This is a genomic window from Polymorphospora sp. NPDC050346, assembly GCF_040655695.1.
GTDB lineage: Bacteria > Actinomycetota > Actinomycetes > Mycobacteriales > Micromonosporaceae > Polymorphospora > Polymorphospora lycopeni.
The window spans coordinates 36473-53232 of sequence record NZ_JBFAKM010000027.1 but is presented as its reverse complement, the minus strand read 5'-3'; the positions used below and the strand labels follow the sequence as shown (position 1 = coordinate 53232).

15 protein-coding genes are annotated in these 16760 nt (G+C 72.2%); 7 read left to right on the top strand and 8 right to left on the bottom strand.

Annotated features, from left to right (window positions below):
- Nucleotides 1–28: 28 nt before the first annotated feature.
- The gene (locus AB0I42_RS25100) at nt 29–1363 is read left to right on the top strand and encodes a C39 family peptidase (RefSeq protein ID WP_357540633.1); all 1335 of its coding nucleotides are present in this window, start codon (nt 29–31) and stop codon (nt 1361–1363) included.
- A gap of 51 nt (nt 1364–1414) precedes the next feature.
- On the opposite strand, the gene AB0I42_RS25095 is transcribed toward AB0I42_RS25100, so the two are convergent.
- The 3 genes from AB0I42_RS25095 to mqnE all read right to left on the bottom strand — a co-directional run bounded on the left by AB0I42_RS25095 (nt 1415) and on the right by mqnE (nt 3559).
- Nucleotides 1415–1744, bottom strand: a complete 330-nt coding sequence (locus AB0I42_RS25095) for a DUF4229 domain-containing protein (protein WP_357540631.1) — start codon at nt 1742–1744, stop codon at nt 1415–1417.
- An 85-nt stretch (nt 1745–1829) separates the two neighbouring features.
- Entirely contained in the window at nt 1830–2252 is a 423-nt protein-coding gene (locus AB0I42_RS25090) for a hypothetical protein (RefSeq protein ID WP_357540629.1), read from the bottom strand.
- Nucleotides 2253–2389: 137 nt separating this feature from the next.
- Nucleotides 2390–3559, bottom strand: coding sequence for an aminofutalosine synthase MqnE (gene mqnE, locus AB0I42_RS25085; protein ID WP_357540627.1), 1170 nt, complete (start codon nt 3557–3559; stop codon nt 2390–2392).
- Nucleotides 3560–3797: 238 nt separating this feature from the next.
- Between mqnE and AB0I42_RS25080 the strand changes: the two genes are divergently transcribed.
- The 4 genes from AB0I42_RS25080 to AB0I42_RS25065 all read left to right on the top strand — a co-directional run bounded on the left by AB0I42_RS25080 (nt 3798) and on the right by AB0I42_RS25065 (nt 10306).
- Nucleotides 3798–5375 carry a C40 family peptidase gene (locus AB0I42_RS25080; protein WP_357540625.1) on the top strand — a complete coding sequence of 526 codons (1578 nt, stop codon included), beginning with the start codon at nt 3798–3800 and terminating at the stop codon, nt 5373–5375.
- 595 nt (nt 5376–5970) lie between these two features.
- The gene (locus tag AB0I42_RS25075; protein ID WP_357540623.1) at nt 5971–7758 is read left to right on the top strand and encodes a hypothetical protein; all 1788 of its coding nucleotides are present in this window, start codon (nt 5971–5973) and stop codon (nt 7756–7758) included.
- Nucleotides 7759–8062: 304 nt separating this feature from the next.
- Entirely contained in the window at nt 8063–9592 is a 1530-nt protein-coding gene (locus AB0I42_RS25070; RefSeq protein WP_357540711.1) for a DEAD/DEAH box helicase, read from the top strand.
- 102 nt (nt 9593–9694) lie between these two features.
- Entirely contained in the window at nt 9695–10306 is a 612-nt protein-coding gene (locus AB0I42_RS25065; protein WP_357540709.1) for a putative glycolipid-binding domain-containing protein, read from the top strand.
- Between the two features lie 43 nt (nt 10307–10349).
- Here the strand turns inward: AB0I42_RS25065 and AB0I42_RS25060 are convergent, their stop codons facing one another.
- Both AB0I42_RS25060 and AB0I42_RS25055 read right to left on the bottom strand, forming a co-directional pair.
- Entirely contained in the window at nt 10350–11441 is a 1092-nt protein-coding gene (locus AB0I42_RS25060) for a PLP-dependent cysteine synthase family protein (RefSeq protein ID WP_357540621.1), read from the bottom strand.
- Between the two features lie 99 nt (nt 11442–11540).
- Nucleotides 11541–11996, bottom strand: a complete 456-nt coding sequence (locus AB0I42_RS25055) for an Lrp/AsnC family transcriptional regulator (protein ID WP_357540619.1) — start codon at nt 11994–11996, stop codon at nt 11541–11543.
- 242 nt (nt 11997–12238) lie between these two features.
- Between AB0I42_RS25055 and AB0I42_RS25050 the strand changes: the two genes are divergently transcribed.
- Nucleotides 12239–12520 carry a BldC family transcriptional regulator gene (locus AB0I42_RS25050; protein ID WP_357540617.1) on the top strand — a complete coding sequence of 94 codons (282 nt, stop codon included), beginning with the start codon at nt 12239–12241 and terminating at the stop codon, nt 12518–12520.
- A gap of 16 nt (nt 12521–12536) precedes the next feature.
- On the opposite strand, the gene AB0I42_RS25045 is transcribed toward AB0I42_RS25050, so the two are convergent.
- Complete coding sequence (locus AB0I42_RS25045; protein ID WP_357540615.1) at nt 12537–13175, bottom strand: UbiX family flavin prenyltransferase; 639 nt, start codon at nt 13173–13175, stop codon at nt 12537–12539.
- A 167-nt stretch (nt 13176–13342) separates the two neighbouring features.
- Between AB0I42_RS25045 and AB0I42_RS25040 the strand changes: the two genes are divergently transcribed.
- Nucleotides 13343–14329 carry a terpene synthase gene (locus AB0I42_RS25040; protein WP_357540613.1) on the top strand — a complete coding sequence of 329 codons (987 nt, stop codon included), beginning with the start codon at nt 13343–13345 and terminating at the stop codon, nt 14327–14329.
- A gap of 57 nt (nt 14330–14386) precedes the next feature.
- Here the strand turns inward: AB0I42_RS25040 and mqnP are convergent, their stop codons facing one another.
- Together mqnP and AB0I42_RS25030 are read right to left on the bottom strand one after the other, a co-directional pair.
- On the bottom strand, nt 14387–15310 hold the full coding sequence (mqnP, locus tag AB0I42_RS25035; protein ID WP_357540707.1) for a menaquinone biosynthesis prenyltransferase MqnP: 924 nt from the start codon (nt 15308–15310) through the stop codon (nt 14387–14389).
- On the bottom strand, nt 15286–16749 hold the full coding sequence (locus AB0I42_RS25030; RefSeq protein WP_357540611.1) for a menaquinone biosynthesis decarboxylase: 1464 nt from the start codon (nt 16747–16749) through the stop codon (nt 15286–15288). Before AB0I42_RS25030 ends, mqnP begins: the two co-directional genes overlap by 25 nt.
- Nucleotides 16750–16760 lie beyond the last annotated feature (11 nt).

Sequence of the window (16760 nt, the reverse complement as noted above, 5' to 3'; positions counted from 1 at the left end):
TCGACCCCCGACAAAATGCGGAGCCCTCATGGTCAGACCACGTCTCCGCGCGGTCGCCGTCGCCGGCGTCACCGCGTCCGCCCTCCTCGTCCCGGCCGCCCCCGCGCTGGCCACCGGGCCCCCCACCAGCCACGACGAGCAGATCACCTACCAGGAGTGGTCCAGCTTCCGCGACTGGCGCGGCGGCACCCACCGCGGCACCGTCGCCCTGCCCGGCCTGCGCACCGGCATCACGATGCTCAACCCCGCCGGCACCACCGAATACGCCGATCCGCACAGCGGCGAGACCCGGACCTGGAAATACTCCACCTGGACCTCACCGGTGACCCAGGTCGGCTTCGCGGCCAGCGAACTCGTTCCGTCCTGGAACGCCGTCACCCCCGAGGGCACCTGGATCCAGATCGAACTGCAGGGCACCTACAACACCGGGAACCAGACCCCCTGGTACGTGATGGGCCGCTGGGCCTCCGGCGACGAGGACATCAAGCGGACCAGCGTCAACCGCCAAGGGGACCCCTGGTCGACGATCTGGACCGACACGTTCTCGATCGACGACGTCGCGAACGGCGTGATGCTGACCGCCTACCAGTTCCGGCTGACCCTCTACCGGGCGCCGGGCCAGTGGCAGTCGCCGCGGGTGTTCATGCTCGGCGCGATGAGCTCGTACGTCCCCGACCGGTTCACCGTCACACCGAGCGCCGGCGGCATCGCCTGGGGCCGGGAACTCGCCGTGCCACCCCGGTCGCAGATGATCCACCGGGGCAACTACCCGGAGTGGGGCGGCGGCGGGCAGGTCTGGTGCAGTCCCACGTCCACCACGATGGTGCTGGAATACCACGGCCGCGGACCGTCCACCTCGGACATGTCCTGGATCACGCCCGGCTACACCGACCCGCAGGTCGCCCACGCCGCCCGGATGACCTGGGACTACGCGTACGGCGGCGCGGGCAACTGGCCGTTCAACACCGCGTACGCGGCAACCTTCCCCGGCATCGACGCCCGGGTCACCCGGCTGCACTCCCTCGACGAGGTCGAACACTTCATCAAGGCGGGCCTGCCGGTGGTCACCTCGCAGTCGTTCCTCGCGAACGAACTCGACGGCTCCAACTACGGCACGTCGGGCCACCTGTTCACCATCGTCGGCTTCACCGCCGACGGTGACGTGATCGTCAACGACCCCGCGTCGTCGACGAACGCGGAGGTGCGCAACGTCTACCAGCGCGAGCAGTTCGAGCAGATCTGGCTGCGCACCAAGCGGATCAACGCCAGCGGTGGCGTCTCCGGCGGCTCCGGCGGCATCGCCTACCTGATCAAGCCCTGGTGGAAGCCCTGGCCGAAGGTCGCCGGCTCGACCAACTGGTGAGCCCGGTGGGTCCGGTGCGGTCGACGATGCCCGCGCCGGACCCGCCGTACGTCAGCGATCCGCGTCCGGCGACCGCTTGCCGGCGGCCGCGTCGTCGGTCGAGGCGTCGCCGGTCGCGGACGTGCTGCCGGCCGCCTGGTCGTCACCGGCCAGCGCCGAACGCAACTTCTCCTTCTCGGTACGACGCCGGGTGACATTGTCGGACAACTGCTCCGCCATCTGGTCGCGCAACCCGCGCAGCAGGAAGAAGGCCAGCGCCGCCGAGATGATCACCGCCAGCATGAGCTTGACGAAGAGGTTCAGGGGAACCGGCCACAGCACCAGCGCGACCGCCAGGAACAACCCGAGCCGGCCCAGCGTGTACTTAACCCCGGGACTCATGACAACTCCTCGCTTCGCTCACATTTGCCATGAGTCACCCTGCGCCAGCCGATTCGCTCACCGCGCTCGCTCATGACAACTCCGATCAGCCGACCCGGTGGGCGAGCCACCGGATGCCGTAGAACCAGATCAACGAGTAGACCAGCGCGAACACCCCGGCCGCGAGCGAACCCGACGCCAGTGCCGGCAGTTCCTCGGCGAGACCGGCGGCCAGCAGCCCGGCGGTGATCGACACGGCGGCGGCGACCAGGGCCGCCGCGATCCGGGCCGGCCCGTACGACCATGCCCGGAACTCCTCGACGAAGATCCACGCCGGCAGGATGATCGCCAGCCAGCCGTTGGCCCGGCCGAACTCGCCCAGCCCCATCAGCGCGAAACCGGCGTCGAAGACCACCAGCGCGAGCACGCCGATGACCAGGCCCGCCAGGGCCACCCCGAGCAGGTCGGGCAGATGCTCTATGCGGCCTTCGGCGTCCCGCCGGGGATACGTGGTCTTCTCCTCGGTCATGACGGCCGCCCGCAGCCGTCACGGACGAGCCTGGGCCGACCGATTCGCTCACTCATGACCAGTTGAGGGTAGCCGGGCCGGGGCGGCGTCCGGTCACCCGCCCGGACCGGCAGGTCACGGGCGGGTGGGACGGTGCGTCAGGCCCAGACCTGCTGCGGCTCGGCCCGCCGTTCGGCGAGCGGCGGCGGGGCGTCGTACTCGTGGACGACGTTGTAGCGGGTGTCCCGCTCGACCGGCCGGAAGCCGGCGTCCCAGATCAGGTGCAGCAGGTCGTCGCGGTGCATGGTGTTGGGCGTGCCGTACGAGTCGGCGTCGTGGGTGATCTTGTATTCGACCACCGAGCCGTCCAGGTCGTCGACGCCGAAGTTGAGCGACAACTGGGCCACCGACAGGCCGTGCATCACCCAGAAGCACTTGAGGTGCGGGATGTTGTCGAGCATCAGCCGGGACACGGCGAAGGTCTTCAGCGACTCGGCCGGGGACGCCATCGTCGTACGGGCCTGGATCCGGTTGCGGATCTTGCCATCGGCGGAGTCGACGAAGTCGTGCTGGTAGCGCAACGGGATGAAGACCGTGAAGCCGCCCGTCTCGTCCTGCAGCTCACGCAGTCGCAGCACGTGGTCGACCCGGTGGCGCGGCTCCTCGATGTGGCCGTAGAGCATCGTCGACGGCGTACGCAGCCCCTTCTCGTGGGCCAGCCGGTGGATCCGCGACCAGTCCTCCCAGTGGCAGGCGTGATCGACGATGTGCTGCCGGACCTCCCAGTCGAAGATCTCGGCACCGCCGCCGGTCAGCGACTCCAGCCCGGCGTCCATCAACTCGTCGAGGATCTCGCTGGCCGGCAGACCGCTGATCTTCTCGAACCACTGGACCTCGGTCGCCGTGAACGCCTTGAGCTTGACCTTCGGCAGGGCGGCCTTCAGCTCGCGCAGCACCTTCGGGTAGTAGCGCCAGGGCAGGGTCGGGTGCAGGCCGTTGACGATGTGCAGCTCGGTGAGCTGCTCGTCCTCCATCTCCTTGGCCTTGCGGACCGCCTCCTCGATGCGCATCGTGTACGCATCCTTCTCACCCGGTTTGCGCTGAAAAGAGCAATAGGCGCAGGAGGCACTGCAGACGTTCGTCAGGTTGAGGTGCCGGTTGACGTTGAACATCACCCGATCGCCGTTCAACTCCGTACGTCGGTGGTGCGCCAGCCGGCCGAGCCAGGCCAGGTCGTCGCTGTCGTAGAGCGCCTCGCCGTCCTCGCGGGTCAGTCGCTCCCCCGCGTAGACCTTCTCCTCCAGCTCGCGCTTTCGTCCGACATCCATGCCCGCAACGCCCCTTCCGGCCAACTTCCCGGTCAGAGCCTACGTCCCGACGGGGGATCCGCCGACCGTCGGCCGGTGAGCAGCGACCCACTTCACCAACTTCTCAGGTACCTGTTACCCGTGACCCAATCGACAGGAGTGGCGCCGGTGCGGTAAGAAAAATTGGGACGCCACGACCGCGTGGCGTCACACCTCGCCCCGCTACCAGCGGGGCGGTTACCCACCGGACGGGGCAGGGATGGCCAAGAAGAATTCCAGGCGGCACCGCCGACAGGACGGCACGATCAGCTTCGTTCTGCGACCGGTGGCCTGGTCCGCTCTTCTCGCCGCCGCCGCGACGATGGCGCTCGCCGCGCCCGCGTACGCCGATCCGCCCCTGCCGACGACGATCCCGGACAGCGGCAGCCGGCCGCTGCCGACCGGCCCCTTCCAGCTGCCCGGCACCACGACCCCGAGCGGCGGCACGGGCACCCCGACGGTGCCGACCGTCAACGGCCCGCTGGCCGCCGACATCATGGCCAAGCAGATCGAATACGGCCGGATCAGCGACCAGCTCCTCAAGCTCCAGATCGACCGGGACGCCGCGACCACCACGCTGACCACTGCCGAAGCCACCCTGCGCACCGCCCGCGAAGACCTTGCCAGGGCCGAGGGGCTGGCCGACCAGAGCGCGACCGACGCGCTCAAGGACGCGGCCGCCATGCCGCCCGGGATCTTCGGCACCGACCTGCACGGCCTCGGCGCGCTCTCCCGGATCCAGAAGGGCGCCCAGACCGGCGCCGACACCGGCACCGCGGCCCGCGAGGTCGCCCGCGCCCGCGCCGCCGAGCAGGCCGCCAACCAGGCCTACCTGGCCGCCAACACCGTCGCGCAGGGCCTGGTCGGGCAATACAACACCCTCGCGACGACCCACCGTCAGCAGGAATCCACGCTGCAGTCGTTGATGCAGCAGAACCAGGCCCAGGTCCTGCTCGCCGAACAGCAGCGGGACGCCCAGGAGCAGCAGCTCGCACCCGGCTACGACGGCAGCGGAAGCGTCGCGGGCAAGGTCGCCAACCCCAAGGCTGTCGGCGCCGTGAACTACGCCCTGGCCCAGCGCGGCAAGCCGTACGAGTGGGCGGCCGAGGGGCCGCACCGCTTCGACTGCTCCGGGCTGATGTGGGCCGCCTACCGGTCGGTCGGCCACACCCTGAACCGGGTCGCCAAGGACCAGTACTACGGCACCCGTAACAAGCCGGTGGCCCGCACCCAACTCCTCCCCGGCGACATGCTCTTCTTCTCCAGCAGCAACAGGTGGCAGGACATCCACCACGTCGGCATGTACATCGGCGGCGGCAAGATGGTCCACTCGCCGACCACCGGCGACGTGGTCAAGGTCTCGACCGTCTGGTGGTCGCGCTTCTTCGGCGCCACCCGGGTCTTCGACGCGCTGCCGGCACCGAACAAGCCCCCGACGTCGCCGAGTCCGACTCCGCGCCCGACGACGCCCACCCCGGGTCCGACCACGCCGACGCCACGGCCGACCACCCCGACGCCGGGCCCGACCACCCCGACCCCGGGTCCGACCACCCCGACGCCGAACCCGACCACGCCGAGCCCGACCACGCCGCCCAGCCCGACCGAGCCCGCCGAGCCGACGACCCACCCGGGACCGACCACCAACCCGGAGCCGACCGCCGGCACCTCGGCCTCGGCCAGCGCGGGAACGTCCGCCTCGGCCAGCGGCAGCGCCTCGGCGACCGCTTCGGCGAGCCAGCGGGTCAGCGCGGCGCCGTCCGGCGGCTCGCCGACGCCGAGTTCGACGTCGGGTCGCTGACAGGTCCGTCGCACTCCGGCTGTGCTCGTTCGCCGTCATGTGGCACGGTGGACGGTGAGGTTCGTTCTGCTGCCGGCGTCTGGAGCTGGGCAGGGCGTGGGCGCGGGAGGCACTGATGGACGAAGAGCGGGTTCCGCCGTACGCGGACCGGCCCCGCCCGGCGGCGGCCGACGCACCTGAGCAACCGGCGGCCACACCAGCCGCCGACCTGCCGCCCCTGCCCCCGCCGCCGGCGGTCGGCACCGCGCTGCCCGACGCACCGGCCGAAGAGTTGCCCGACCTGTACGAGCCGCCACCGCCGCCCCCGACGGGTGCGCTGTGGCCGGGCCTCGCCGCACGGGAGCCGGTCCCGTCGCAGGTCACCGCCGCGCCGCCACCGGTTTCGGCTCCGCCTGCGGTATCCGCGCCGCCCGTCGCCGCAGTGCCCCCGGTCTCCGCACCCCCCGTCACTTCCGCACCTCCCGTCGTTTCCGCGCCACCGGTCGTGTCGGCACCACCGGTCGTTTCCGCGCCTCCCGTCACTTCCGCACCACCGGTCGCTTCCGCACCCCCCGTCGTCTCCGCGCCGCCCGTCACCTCCGCTCCGCCGGCTTCGGTGGCGACGCCCCAGCCCGCCGAACCCGTACCCGCGACCGCCGAACGGCCGATGGTCGAGCGGTCCGCCGGCCGGGCCGTCGTCGGGCGGGCCACCGTCTCGGCCGGCACCGCCGCGTCGGCCGAAGAGGTCGCCCGGCTGGCCACACCGGTCCAGCCCGGACGCACCTACCGTGCCGGCGACCTGCGGCCGGCCGCCGCCGAAGGCCGGGCCGAGCCCGCCGCCCCGCCGACGGGAGCGGGCCTGCCGCCGCAGCCGGCCGCGGCCACCACCCCGCCGGCCGACCCGGCCCCAGCGGCTCCGGAGGCCGGCCCGTCGGCTCTGCCACCGTTGCAGCGCCGGCAGCCGAAAGCCCCCGAAGCCGACTCGCCGTGGTCGGCGTTCGCCAGCGGCTGGTCCGAGTCGGCGAACCCGGCGGAAACACCACCGGCAGCCGGTCCGGCGTCGGCGGCCGCACCGGCGGCACCCGCGACGGTGACCGGATCGGGCACGCCGCCGTTCGAGAGCTCGTTCAGCTCGGCTCCGCCGCTCGTGCCGGCGCAGCGGGCGCCGGAGTCCGGTGACGCCGCGCGCGCCCGGGTCTCCGTTCCGGGCCTGCAACGCGTCAGCGCCGCGGAGGTCGAGGCGGCCGTCGCGACCAACCGGGCCAGGGCGGGGGTCTACCGGGCGACGCCCGACCGCACCGATCCGCCGGCCCGGCCCCACGATCCGGCGCAACCGGCCACCCCCGGCGAACCGTCCCAGCCGTCCCCGCCGCCCCGGCCGGATCCCGAGCACCCCGGCCCGGCGCCCACGCCACCGGTGCCGGCACCGCCGCCCGGCCCGCTGCCGGGGCCGATCCCGCCGGGGCCGGGGCCCGTTCCACCCGGCCCGGTGCCGGGGCCCGTCCCGCCCGCACCGGAACCCGGTCCCATCCCACCCACGCCCCCGACACCGCAGCCCGGTCCCAACCCGGCCCCGCCCTTCCCACCCCCGCCGGCCGCCGCCGCGGGTGGCACGCCGGCGTGGCCGACGCCAGGTGCCAGGCCCGCGTCGCCGCCGGTGGTCGTACCTGCCCCGGCGCTGCCGGCCTGGCCCGCGCCGACCAACCCGACCGATCCGAACCGCCGGGCCGCCAGCCCGCCCGATCCGACCAGCCGGGCCGCCGAACCGCCGGCAGCGGTCTACCCGCCACCGCCGTCACTGCCGGCGTACACGCTTCCGCCGACCACACCCACGAGCGGGCCACCGGGCGCCGCCCCCTTCACCGCCCCGCCGGTCGGCACTCCGGCAAGCGGCGGGCCGTACGGCCCGCCGACCGGTGGCGCACCCCACGGCCCGCCACCCACGAGTGGTGCGCCGTACGGTGCGACCGCCCCGCCGCACCTGCCGGCCGGTGGCACGCCGTACGGCGTACCCGGGGCGGGCGGCCCACCCGGCGGCCCGGCACCGACCAGCGGTGCGCCGGCCGGTCCCGCCCCCAGGACCGAGGTGCCCACCTCGCCGGAGTACGGCCAGTGGGCCCGTGGGCAGCGGACCGGCGGCACGGTGTACGGCAGCGACGGCCCGGGCGCCGGCCAGATGACGGTCGCGGTTCCCGGCGGCCAGTCGATCGAGCAGACCGGGTCGCTCACCGGCCACATCCTGGCTCAGGGGCGGCTGGACGAGCCGGTCGCGAGGGGCAACACCGCGAAGGTCGTCGTCGTGCTGGTGATCGGGTTGGGGATCCTGATCGCCGTCGGGCTGATCGTGGCGCTCGGGGCCGGTGACATCTTCGGCACCCTCTTCGACGGGCTTCTGGTCGGCTGACCGTTCCCCGGGCGGCGCTCCCAGGGGTGAGCCAGCCCACCCCTGGGAGCGCCGCGCGGCACGGTGCGGCAACTGGTCGTACACTTGTTTACGATTACTGACCTGGCATGCCCACGAGCATGTCCATGGGCGATCTTGCGGGCAGTTCAACGGCACTCTGACAGCCGTGGCGGGCCATTCGCGAAGAAGCGCCCCGCTCTGAGAGGTTTTCTTGACAGTCTTCGCTGATCCCAGCACGTTTCCATCCGTCTTCGAAACCCCGGTCGAGCCGGTCGAGACCACTTCCGCCGGCACCCCGACGCAGATCCGCGACTTCGCCGCACTCGGCCTGCCCGAGCCGCTCGTGCGCGCGCTGCACCGGGAGGGCATCACCACCCCGTTCGAAATCCAGCAGGCGACCGTTCCCGACGCGCTCGCCGGCCGGGACGTGCTCGGCCGTGGTCAGACCGGCTCGGGCAAGACCCTGGCCTTCGGTCTGCCGATGCTGGCCCGGGTCGCCGCCGGCGGCCGGGCCCGGCCGCTGCACCCCCGGGCACTCGTCCTGGTGCCGACCCGTGAGCTGGCGATGCAGGTCAACGACGCGTTGATGCCGCTCGGGCGGGCTCTCGGGGTGTTCCTGAAGACCGCCGTCGGCGGGGTGCCGTACGACCGCCAGATCGACTCGCTGCGCCGGGGCGTGGAGATCGTCGTGGCCACGCCCGGCCGGCTCGGTGACCTGATCTCGCGCGGGGTGTGCAACCTCGACGAGGTCGAGATCACCGTGCTCGACGAGGCCGACCAGATGGCCGACATGGGCTTCCTGCCCGAGGTGACCGAACTGCTGGCCAAGACCCCGGCCCACGCCCAGCGGCTGCTGTTCTCGGCCACCCTGGACGGCGATGTCGACGCGCTGGTCAAGCGCTTCATGACCGACCCGGTCACCCACTCGACCGCGCCGCCCACCGCTGCGGTGTCCACGATGGACCATCACCTGCTGCTGATCCCGCCGCACGACAAGTTCGCCGTTTCCGCGTCGATCGCCGCCCGCGCCGGCCGGACCATGATGTTCGCCCGGACGCAGATGGGGGTGGACCGGCTCGTCGGCCAGCTCGCCGCGGTCGGCGTACGGGCCGGCGCCCTGCACGGCGGCAAGACCCAGCGGGTACGCACCCGTACGCTCGCCGAGTTCAAAGAGGGCCGGATGAACGTGCTGGTCGCCACCGACGTGGCGGCCCGTGGCATCCACGTCGACGGCGTCTCGCTGGTCGTGCACGTCGACCCGCCGAAGGACCCGAAGGACTACCTGCACCGGGCCGGGCGCACCGCCCGGGCCGGCGAGTCCGGTGCGGTGGTCACGCTGGCGCTGCCCAAGCAGCGGCGGACCACGCTGGCGATGCTGACCAAGGCGGGCGTCGAGCCGGTCGAGACCCGTACCCGCGCCGGTGAGCCGGCGCTGGCGGAGCTGACCGGGGCGCGCGAGCCCAGCGGTGTACCCGTGGTCGACGAGCCGGCGCCGCGCCGGCCCGAGCGTTCCCGTGGTGACCGGCCGGCCGGTGGCTACCGCCGGTTCGGCGACCGCCCCGAGGGTGAGCGGCGCTTCCGGGGCGGCGACCGGCCCGCCTCGGACCGGCCGGGCGGCGAACGCCGGTTCGGTGAGGGTGCGGGCCGCGCCGAGCGGGGCAGCGACTGGCGGGCCACCGACCGGCGTGGCGGGTTCCGGCACGACGGCCGCCCCCGGGACGACCGTCCCCACGACGGTCGCCCGCGCGACGACCGGCCGTACCGGGACGACCGGCCGCGCGACGACCGCCGGCAGGGCGACCGCCGGTTCGGCCGTCCGAGCCGTACCCACTGATCCCACACGTCCGACGGGCCGGCGGTGTCGACACCGCCGGCCCGCGCCGTGTCCGGCGTACGGGCGGCGGCGGACGGCGGTAACGTCCGGTCCATGTCGACGATGCCGAAGTCGCTGTACTGGACCCGTACCGACGTGCCGGGCGCCGAACACGCCCTGATCGACGACCGGCGTGGCCTGGCCGTCAAAGGGACGGCGTTGGCGGTCGATCCGATCGCATACACCTGCCAATACGAGCTGTCGACCGACGAGGCGTGGCGAACCGGCCGGCTGGAACTGACCGTCGAGGGCAGCGGCTGGCGGCGTACGCTACGGCTGGAGCGGGCGGCCGGACGGTGGCGGGCGGCAACGGGTGAGCAGGGCGATCTCGACTCGGTGTTGCGGGCCGGTGGCCACCCGGGCGCAGGGCTGCCCGGCACCGAGGACCCGGACAGTCTCGAGTCGGCGCTCGACGTCGACGTCAGCGGAAATCCGCTGTTCAACACGTTGCCGATCCGGCGGCTCGGCCTGCTGACCGCGGCCCCCGGCACCACGTACGAGGTCACCGTGGCCTGGGTGCTGCTGCCGGGGCTGGAGGTGATCCCGGCCGAGCAGTCGTACACGGCGCTCGGTGGTGGCCGGGTGCGCTTCGAGAGCGAGGGGTTCACCGCCGAGATCGACGTCGACGCGGACGGGTATGTGACCCGCTATCCTGGCCTGGCCAACCGCCCCTGAGACGGCCGGCCCGGACAGCCCGGCCGAGCCGCGCCGGCGCGGGTCAGGACGGCCAGGTGCCGGTGGCCAGGAAGCGCTCGACCGTCGCCCGGTGCGGCGCCAGGTCGAGCCCCTGTGCGGCGACCCAGTCGTCGGCGTAGTAGGTGTCGGCATACCGTTCGCCGCCGTCGCAGAGCAGGGTCACCACCGAGCCGGTCTCCCCGGCGGCGCGCATCCCGGCGATCAGTCCGAACGCGCCCCAGAGGTTGGTGCCCGTCGATCCGCCGACCCGCCGGCCGAGGACGGTGCAGGCGGCCCGCATCGCGGCGAGCGACGCCGCGTCCGGCACGCTCACCATCCGGTCGACGACCGACGGCTGGAACGACGCCTCGACCGTGGGCCGGCCGATCCCCTCGATGCGGGAGCCGCGGCCGGTCCGGACCGTCCAGTCCGCCGCCTGCCACGCCGGGTAGAAGGCGGAGTTCTCCGGGTCGACGACGCAGATCTTGGTGGGGTGCCGCTGGTAGCGGACGTACCGGCCGATGGTCGCGCTGGTGCCGCCGGTGCCGGCGCCGATCACGATCCAGGCGGGTACGGGGTGCCGCTCCAGGGCCAACTGGGTGAAGATCGATTCGGCGATGTTGTTGTTGCCGCGCCAGTCGGTGGCCCGTTCGGCATAGGTGAACTGGTCCATGAAGTGGCCGCCGAGGTCGTCCGCCAGCCAGCGGGCCTCGACCACCACGGCGGCGGGATCGGCGACCAGGTGGCACTTGCCGCCCTGGAACTCGATCAGCGCGATCTTCTCCGGTGATGTCGACGCCGGCATCACCGCGATGAACTGCAGTCCGAGCATCCGGGCGAAGTACGCCTCCGACACGGCGGTCGAGCCCGACGACGCTTCGACGATCGTGGTACGCGGTCCGATCCAGCCGTTGCAGAGACCGTAGAGGAACAGTGACCGGGCCAGCCGGTGCTTGAGCGAGCCGGTCGGGTGGACGGACTCGTCCTTCAGGTAGAGGTCGACGCCCCACTCGCGGGGCAGCGGGAACGGCAGCAGGTGGGTGTCGGCGGAGCGGTTGGCGTCGGCCTCGACCATCGCGACCGCTTCGGTGACCCAGGCCCGGTCGGCGGCGTCGCATCGGTCCAGGTGTTCCATCCGCCGACGGTAACAGGGCCGGCCACCGCCCCCACCCTCCCGTCGATCAAGGACAAGCCGTGCCCGCTTCGCGCTGATTGTCCGCCAGCTTCTCCATGATCAGCGCTCGCCGGGGATTGGCTGGGGACGGTTCTCCCACTTGGTCGACAGCGCGATCGCGGTACGGGTGGACGCGACGCCCGGCGTCCGATTCACCCGGACGATCAGTTGCTCCAGTTCGGCGATGGTGCCGACCCGCGCCTTCAACAGGAATGACTCGACACCGGCCAGGAAATAGCACGACTCGATCGCCGGAATGGCGCGGAACGCCGCGAGCAGGTCGTCGGTGTCGCCGCCGGAGTCCTCGACGACTCCGATGAGTGCGGTCACCCCCAGCCCGACCGCCTCCGGCTCGACGTCGGCACGGTAGCCGCGGATCACTCCGCTGGCCTCCAGCTTGCCGATCCGCTCGTGCACCGCTGGCGCCGACAGCCCCACCTGTCGGGCGAGTTCGGCGAACGAGAGCCGGGCATTGCCCCGCAGCAGTTCGACCAGGCTCAGATCAATGGCGTCCACGGCATCAGACCCTAATCGGAGCACCCGCGGTCCGAGACAACCGGGCGAAAGAAATCGACCAAAACAAACTTAGTTCGCAAATACTACCTGCTAACTTCCCACACAGTGCGTTTTCCGCGTTTCCCGGACACGGCACGCTAGCGGTGCTCTAATGACCGTACGTCCCTATCAAAGGCTCCGGCCCACGCCCCGCGGGGGTGGCGTGAGCTGCCCGGAGACTCTGTCGACGCGAGGAGGGGGCCGTGGACACTGGAGACCGTCTGCTGACGCCGGGCGAGGTGGCTGCGCTTTTCCGCGTCGACCCGAAAACCGTGACCCGATGGGCCGCGGCCGGCCGGATCGGCAGCATCCGCACGCCCGGCGGACACCGGCGCTTCCGCGAGTCGGAGGTCCGGGCCCTGCTGGAGGGTGAGGGCGTCCTCGACGAACTCGAAGAGGGCCCCGAGAACCGGCCCCGTAACGCCGGCCCGGCGAACCCGCCCGGCGGCGGCCCGGCCGGCGCCGGCAACATGGGCATGCACTGACCGACCCGGCCGGCGCTCAGGAGTCCTCGGCCCGGGCGGCACCCAACTCACCCGCCCAGCGCCGGAAGAGGGTGTGCTCCACACCGAGCGTGTCCAGCACCTTGCCGGCCACGAAGTCGATCAGTTGCCCGGCGGAGGCCGCCGCGCCCGCACCGTAGAATCCCGGGCTGGCCGGCAGCACCACCGCGCCGGCGTCGTACAGGGTGATCAGGTGTTCGAGGTGGCTGCGGGTCACCGGCGTCTCCCGGGGCACCACGACCACCGGTCGGCGCTCCTTGAGATTGACCTCCGCCGCCCGCTGCAGCAGGTCCTTGGACAGGCCGATCGCGATGCCGGCGCAGGCCGCCGTGCTCGCCGGCACCACCGCCATGCCCCGCACCGGATAGGACCCGCTGCTCGGGCCGGCCGCCAGGTCGCCGGCCGCCCAGTGCACGATATCGGCGGTGGCCAGGTCGCGGCCCAGCCACCGGGCCAGGTCGTCCTTCCAGCGCCCGTCCCGGAACGGCAGCCCGGTCTCGTCCAGGATCGTGAGCCGGGCGGCCCGGGAGACCACCAGATCGACGGCCTCACCCGCGTCGAGGAGCGCGCGCAGCACGGCCGCCGCGTACGGCGTACCGGACGCGCCTGAGACACCGATCACCCACGGCCTTCGCATAGCGTCTAGCCTCTCGTGAGACGGCGGCCGGCTGATCACCGACCCACCCGGCTATTCCACCCCGATGCCGGTCTTCCCATCGGGCGTGCGATGCCGGACGGTCGTGACGAGACAGCAGGCAGGTACGCGCGAAGGGCAGGGCATTGAGTATCGATCATGCACGACCGATGCACGCGGCGTGTTCGATCCCACCACGGATCTCCCCGTACACCGAGGAGGTTCAGCGCTGGCTGGTCGACTGGGTGCGCGGCACCGGCCTGCCCCTGGACGAGACCGGCGCCCGACGGCTGGCCTCCGGCGGCTTCGCCCGCTACGCCGGCCGCCTCTACCCGACGGCGACGGCCGCCGACCTGCGCACCCTGACCGCGCTGTTCACCTGGTTCTTTCTGATCGACGACGCCTGGGACGGACCGGCGGTGCCCGGTCAGCAGCACCTGCGGGCCGTACGCGACGAGATCCTGACGGTGCTGCGGACCGGGGCCGCCACCCTGCCCGGCCCCGACGCGCTGTTCACCGGACCGCTGCGCCGGATGCTGGTCGACGCCTGGCGGGAGCCGTACGGGCGGCTCACGGCGGCGGCGCGGACCCGGTTCGTCGACGCGGTCGCCCATCACCTCGACGGGGTGCTGGTCGAGGCCGCCAACAAGGCCACCGGCCGCCGTCCCGGGATCGCCGAATACGTCGAACTGCGCCGGGCCACGTCGGCGGCGTACGTCTCGTACACGTTGATCGAGTTTGCGACCGGCTCGGCGCTGCCGGACCGGATCCACCGGCACCCGCTGGTGCACGAGATCGCCACCACCGCCAACGACCTGCTGTCCTGGTTCAACGACGTGGTCTCGCTCGAGCACGACACGGCGGTGGCCGGCGGCCACAATCTGGTGCTGGCGGTGGCCGCCGAGGAGCGGCTGCCGGTGGCCGAGGCGATCGGGGCGGTGGAGACGCGGTGGCGCACGACGATGCGCCGGTTCACCGAACTGCGGGCGGCACTGCCACGGTTCGGCCGGGCGGTCGACGGGCCGCTGGCGGAGTATCTCGACGGGGTGGCCAACTCGGTGCGCGGCACCATCGACTGGTCGCTGGAGTCGGCCCGCTACCGGGGGCACGATGCCGGCAAGCCGGCCCCGTGCGCCCCGGACCCCAAGGCCGGCTGACACCGACCCAGCCGACCCGTCCCCGTCAGGGATGCGGGCCCGGCCGGCCCGTCCCCGTCAGGGGCGCAGGCCGAGCCGCACGACCAGGTCGAGCAGCGCGAAGAAGAAGAGCGCGATGCCGACGAAGCCGTTGGCGGTGAAGAAGGCGCGGTTGACCCGGGACAGGTCGGTCGGCGTGACCACCACGTGCTGGTAGGCGAAGGCGGCCGCCGTCAGCACCAGCCCGATCCACCACGGCCAGCCGAAGCCGACCAGCGCACCGAACCAGACGAAGAGCGCGAACGTCACCACGTGGGCGACGGTGGAGGCGTGCAGCGCCCAGCCGATGCCGTACCGGGCCGGCACCGACCGGACCCCGATCTCCCGGTCGACCGCGGTGTCCTGGCAGGCGTAGATCAGGTCGAAGCCGCCGATCCACAGCCCGACGGCCGCACCGAGCAGCCAGGCCGGCCCCGAGCCCTCGAACGTGCCGGTGACGGCGAGCCAGGCGCCGACCGGTCCGACCGCCTGCGCGACCGCCAGGATCGCGTGCGGCCAGTCGGTGAACCGCTTGCCGTAGGGGTAGACGACCAGCGGCACCACGGCGAGCGGCGCGAGTGCCAGGCAGAGCGGGTTGAGCGCCGCCGCCGCGGCCAGGAAGACGACGATCGCGACGCCCGCGCCGGTCCAGGCCGTCCGGACGCTCACCGCACCGGTCACCAGTTCCCGGCCCGCCGTACGCGGGTTCCGGGCGTCGATCCGCCGGTCGATGATCCGGTTGGCGGCCATGGCGAAGGTACGCGCCCCGACCATCGCGATCGTGATCAGCAACAGGTCGAGCCAGCGGATCCGGCCGCCGTCGACCTGCATGGCGGTCAGCGCGGACAGGAAGGCGAACGGGAGCGCGAACACCGAGTGTTCGATGGCGACCAGCCGCAGGAACGCCTTCACCCGACCGGGTGCGGGGGCGGTGGTGGTCACGAGATGCCGTATTCCTTCCAGCGCTTGTCGACCAGCGAGGCTACCTCCGGTGACATCGTCATCCGCTCCGGCCAGCCCCGGGTGTAACCCTCGGTCGGCAGCTTGCGGGTCGCGTCGACGCCCGCCTTGCCGCCCCAGAACTGCTGGTAGGACGAGTGGTCGAGGTGGTCGACGGGGCCTTCGGTGAGCAGCAGGTCGCGGGAGTAGTCGACGTTGCCGAAGGCCCGGAAGGCGACCTCGTTGTAGTCGTGGACGTCGCAGTCCTCGTCGACGATGACGATCAACTTGGTCAGCGACATCAGGTGGGCGCCCCAGATCGCGTTCATCACCTTCTGGGCGTGCTTCGGGTAGCGCTTGCGGATCGAGATGATCGCGCAGTTGTGGAAGACGCCGGCGGCCGGCAGGTCGTAGTCGACGATGTCCGGGATCAGCAGCTTGAGCAGCGGCTGGAAGATCCGCTCGGTGGCCTTGCCGAGGCCGTGGTCCTCCTGCGGCGGCTGCGAGGTGACGATCGAGTGGTAGACGGGGTCACGCTGCATCGTCATGCACTCGACGTGCATCACCGGGAAGGGCTCGACCGGCGTGTAGAAACCGGTGTGGTCGCCGAACGGGCCCTCCGGCAGCCGCTCGCCCGGCTCGATGTAGCCCTCCAGCACGATCTGGGCGTGCGCCGGCACCTGGAGCGGGACGGTGAGGCAGTCGACCATCTCGACCCGCTCGCCGCGCAGGTAGCCGGCGAACAGGTATTCGTCGATGTCACCGGGGAGTGGCGCCGACGCCGAGTAGCAGACGACCGGGTCGGCGCCGATCGCGATGGCGACCGGCAGCCGCTCGCCGCGCCGCTCGGCGACGGCGTGGTGCGCGGTGGAGTCCTTGTGGATCTGCCAGTGCATACCGAGCGTGTTGTGCGAGTGCTGCTGGAGCCGGTAGAGGCCGAGGTTGCGCTTGCCGCTCTCCGGGTGCTTGGTGTGGGTCAGCCCGTAGTTGTGGAAGATGCCGCCGTCGCCGGGCCACACCTGCAGGCCCGGCAGCCGGTTCAGGTCGACGTCCTTGCCCTTGTAGACGACCTGCTGGCAGGGGGCGGTCTTGACCTTCCTCGGCGGCAGCGACTTGAGTTGCAGCACTTTGCCGAGTCCTTCGCGGATGCCGGACCAGCCGACCGGCAGCTCTGGCTTGATCATCGCGCCGATCCGGGCGCCGACCTCGTTCAGGTCGTCGACGCCGAGCGCCATCGACATCCGCTTCTCGGTGCCGAAGAGGTTGATCGCGACCGGCATCTCGCCCCGGGTGGGCCGCTCGAAGAGCAGCGCCGGGCCGTCCGCCCGCACCGTACGGGTGACGATCTCGCTGATCTCCAGCGTCGGATCGACCGGTACGCCCACCCGGCGCAGCTCACCGGCGCTCTCCAGCGCCGCGAGGAAGTCCTTCAGATCCTGGTACGGGAACCCACGTGCCGCCATGCTTCGCAGAC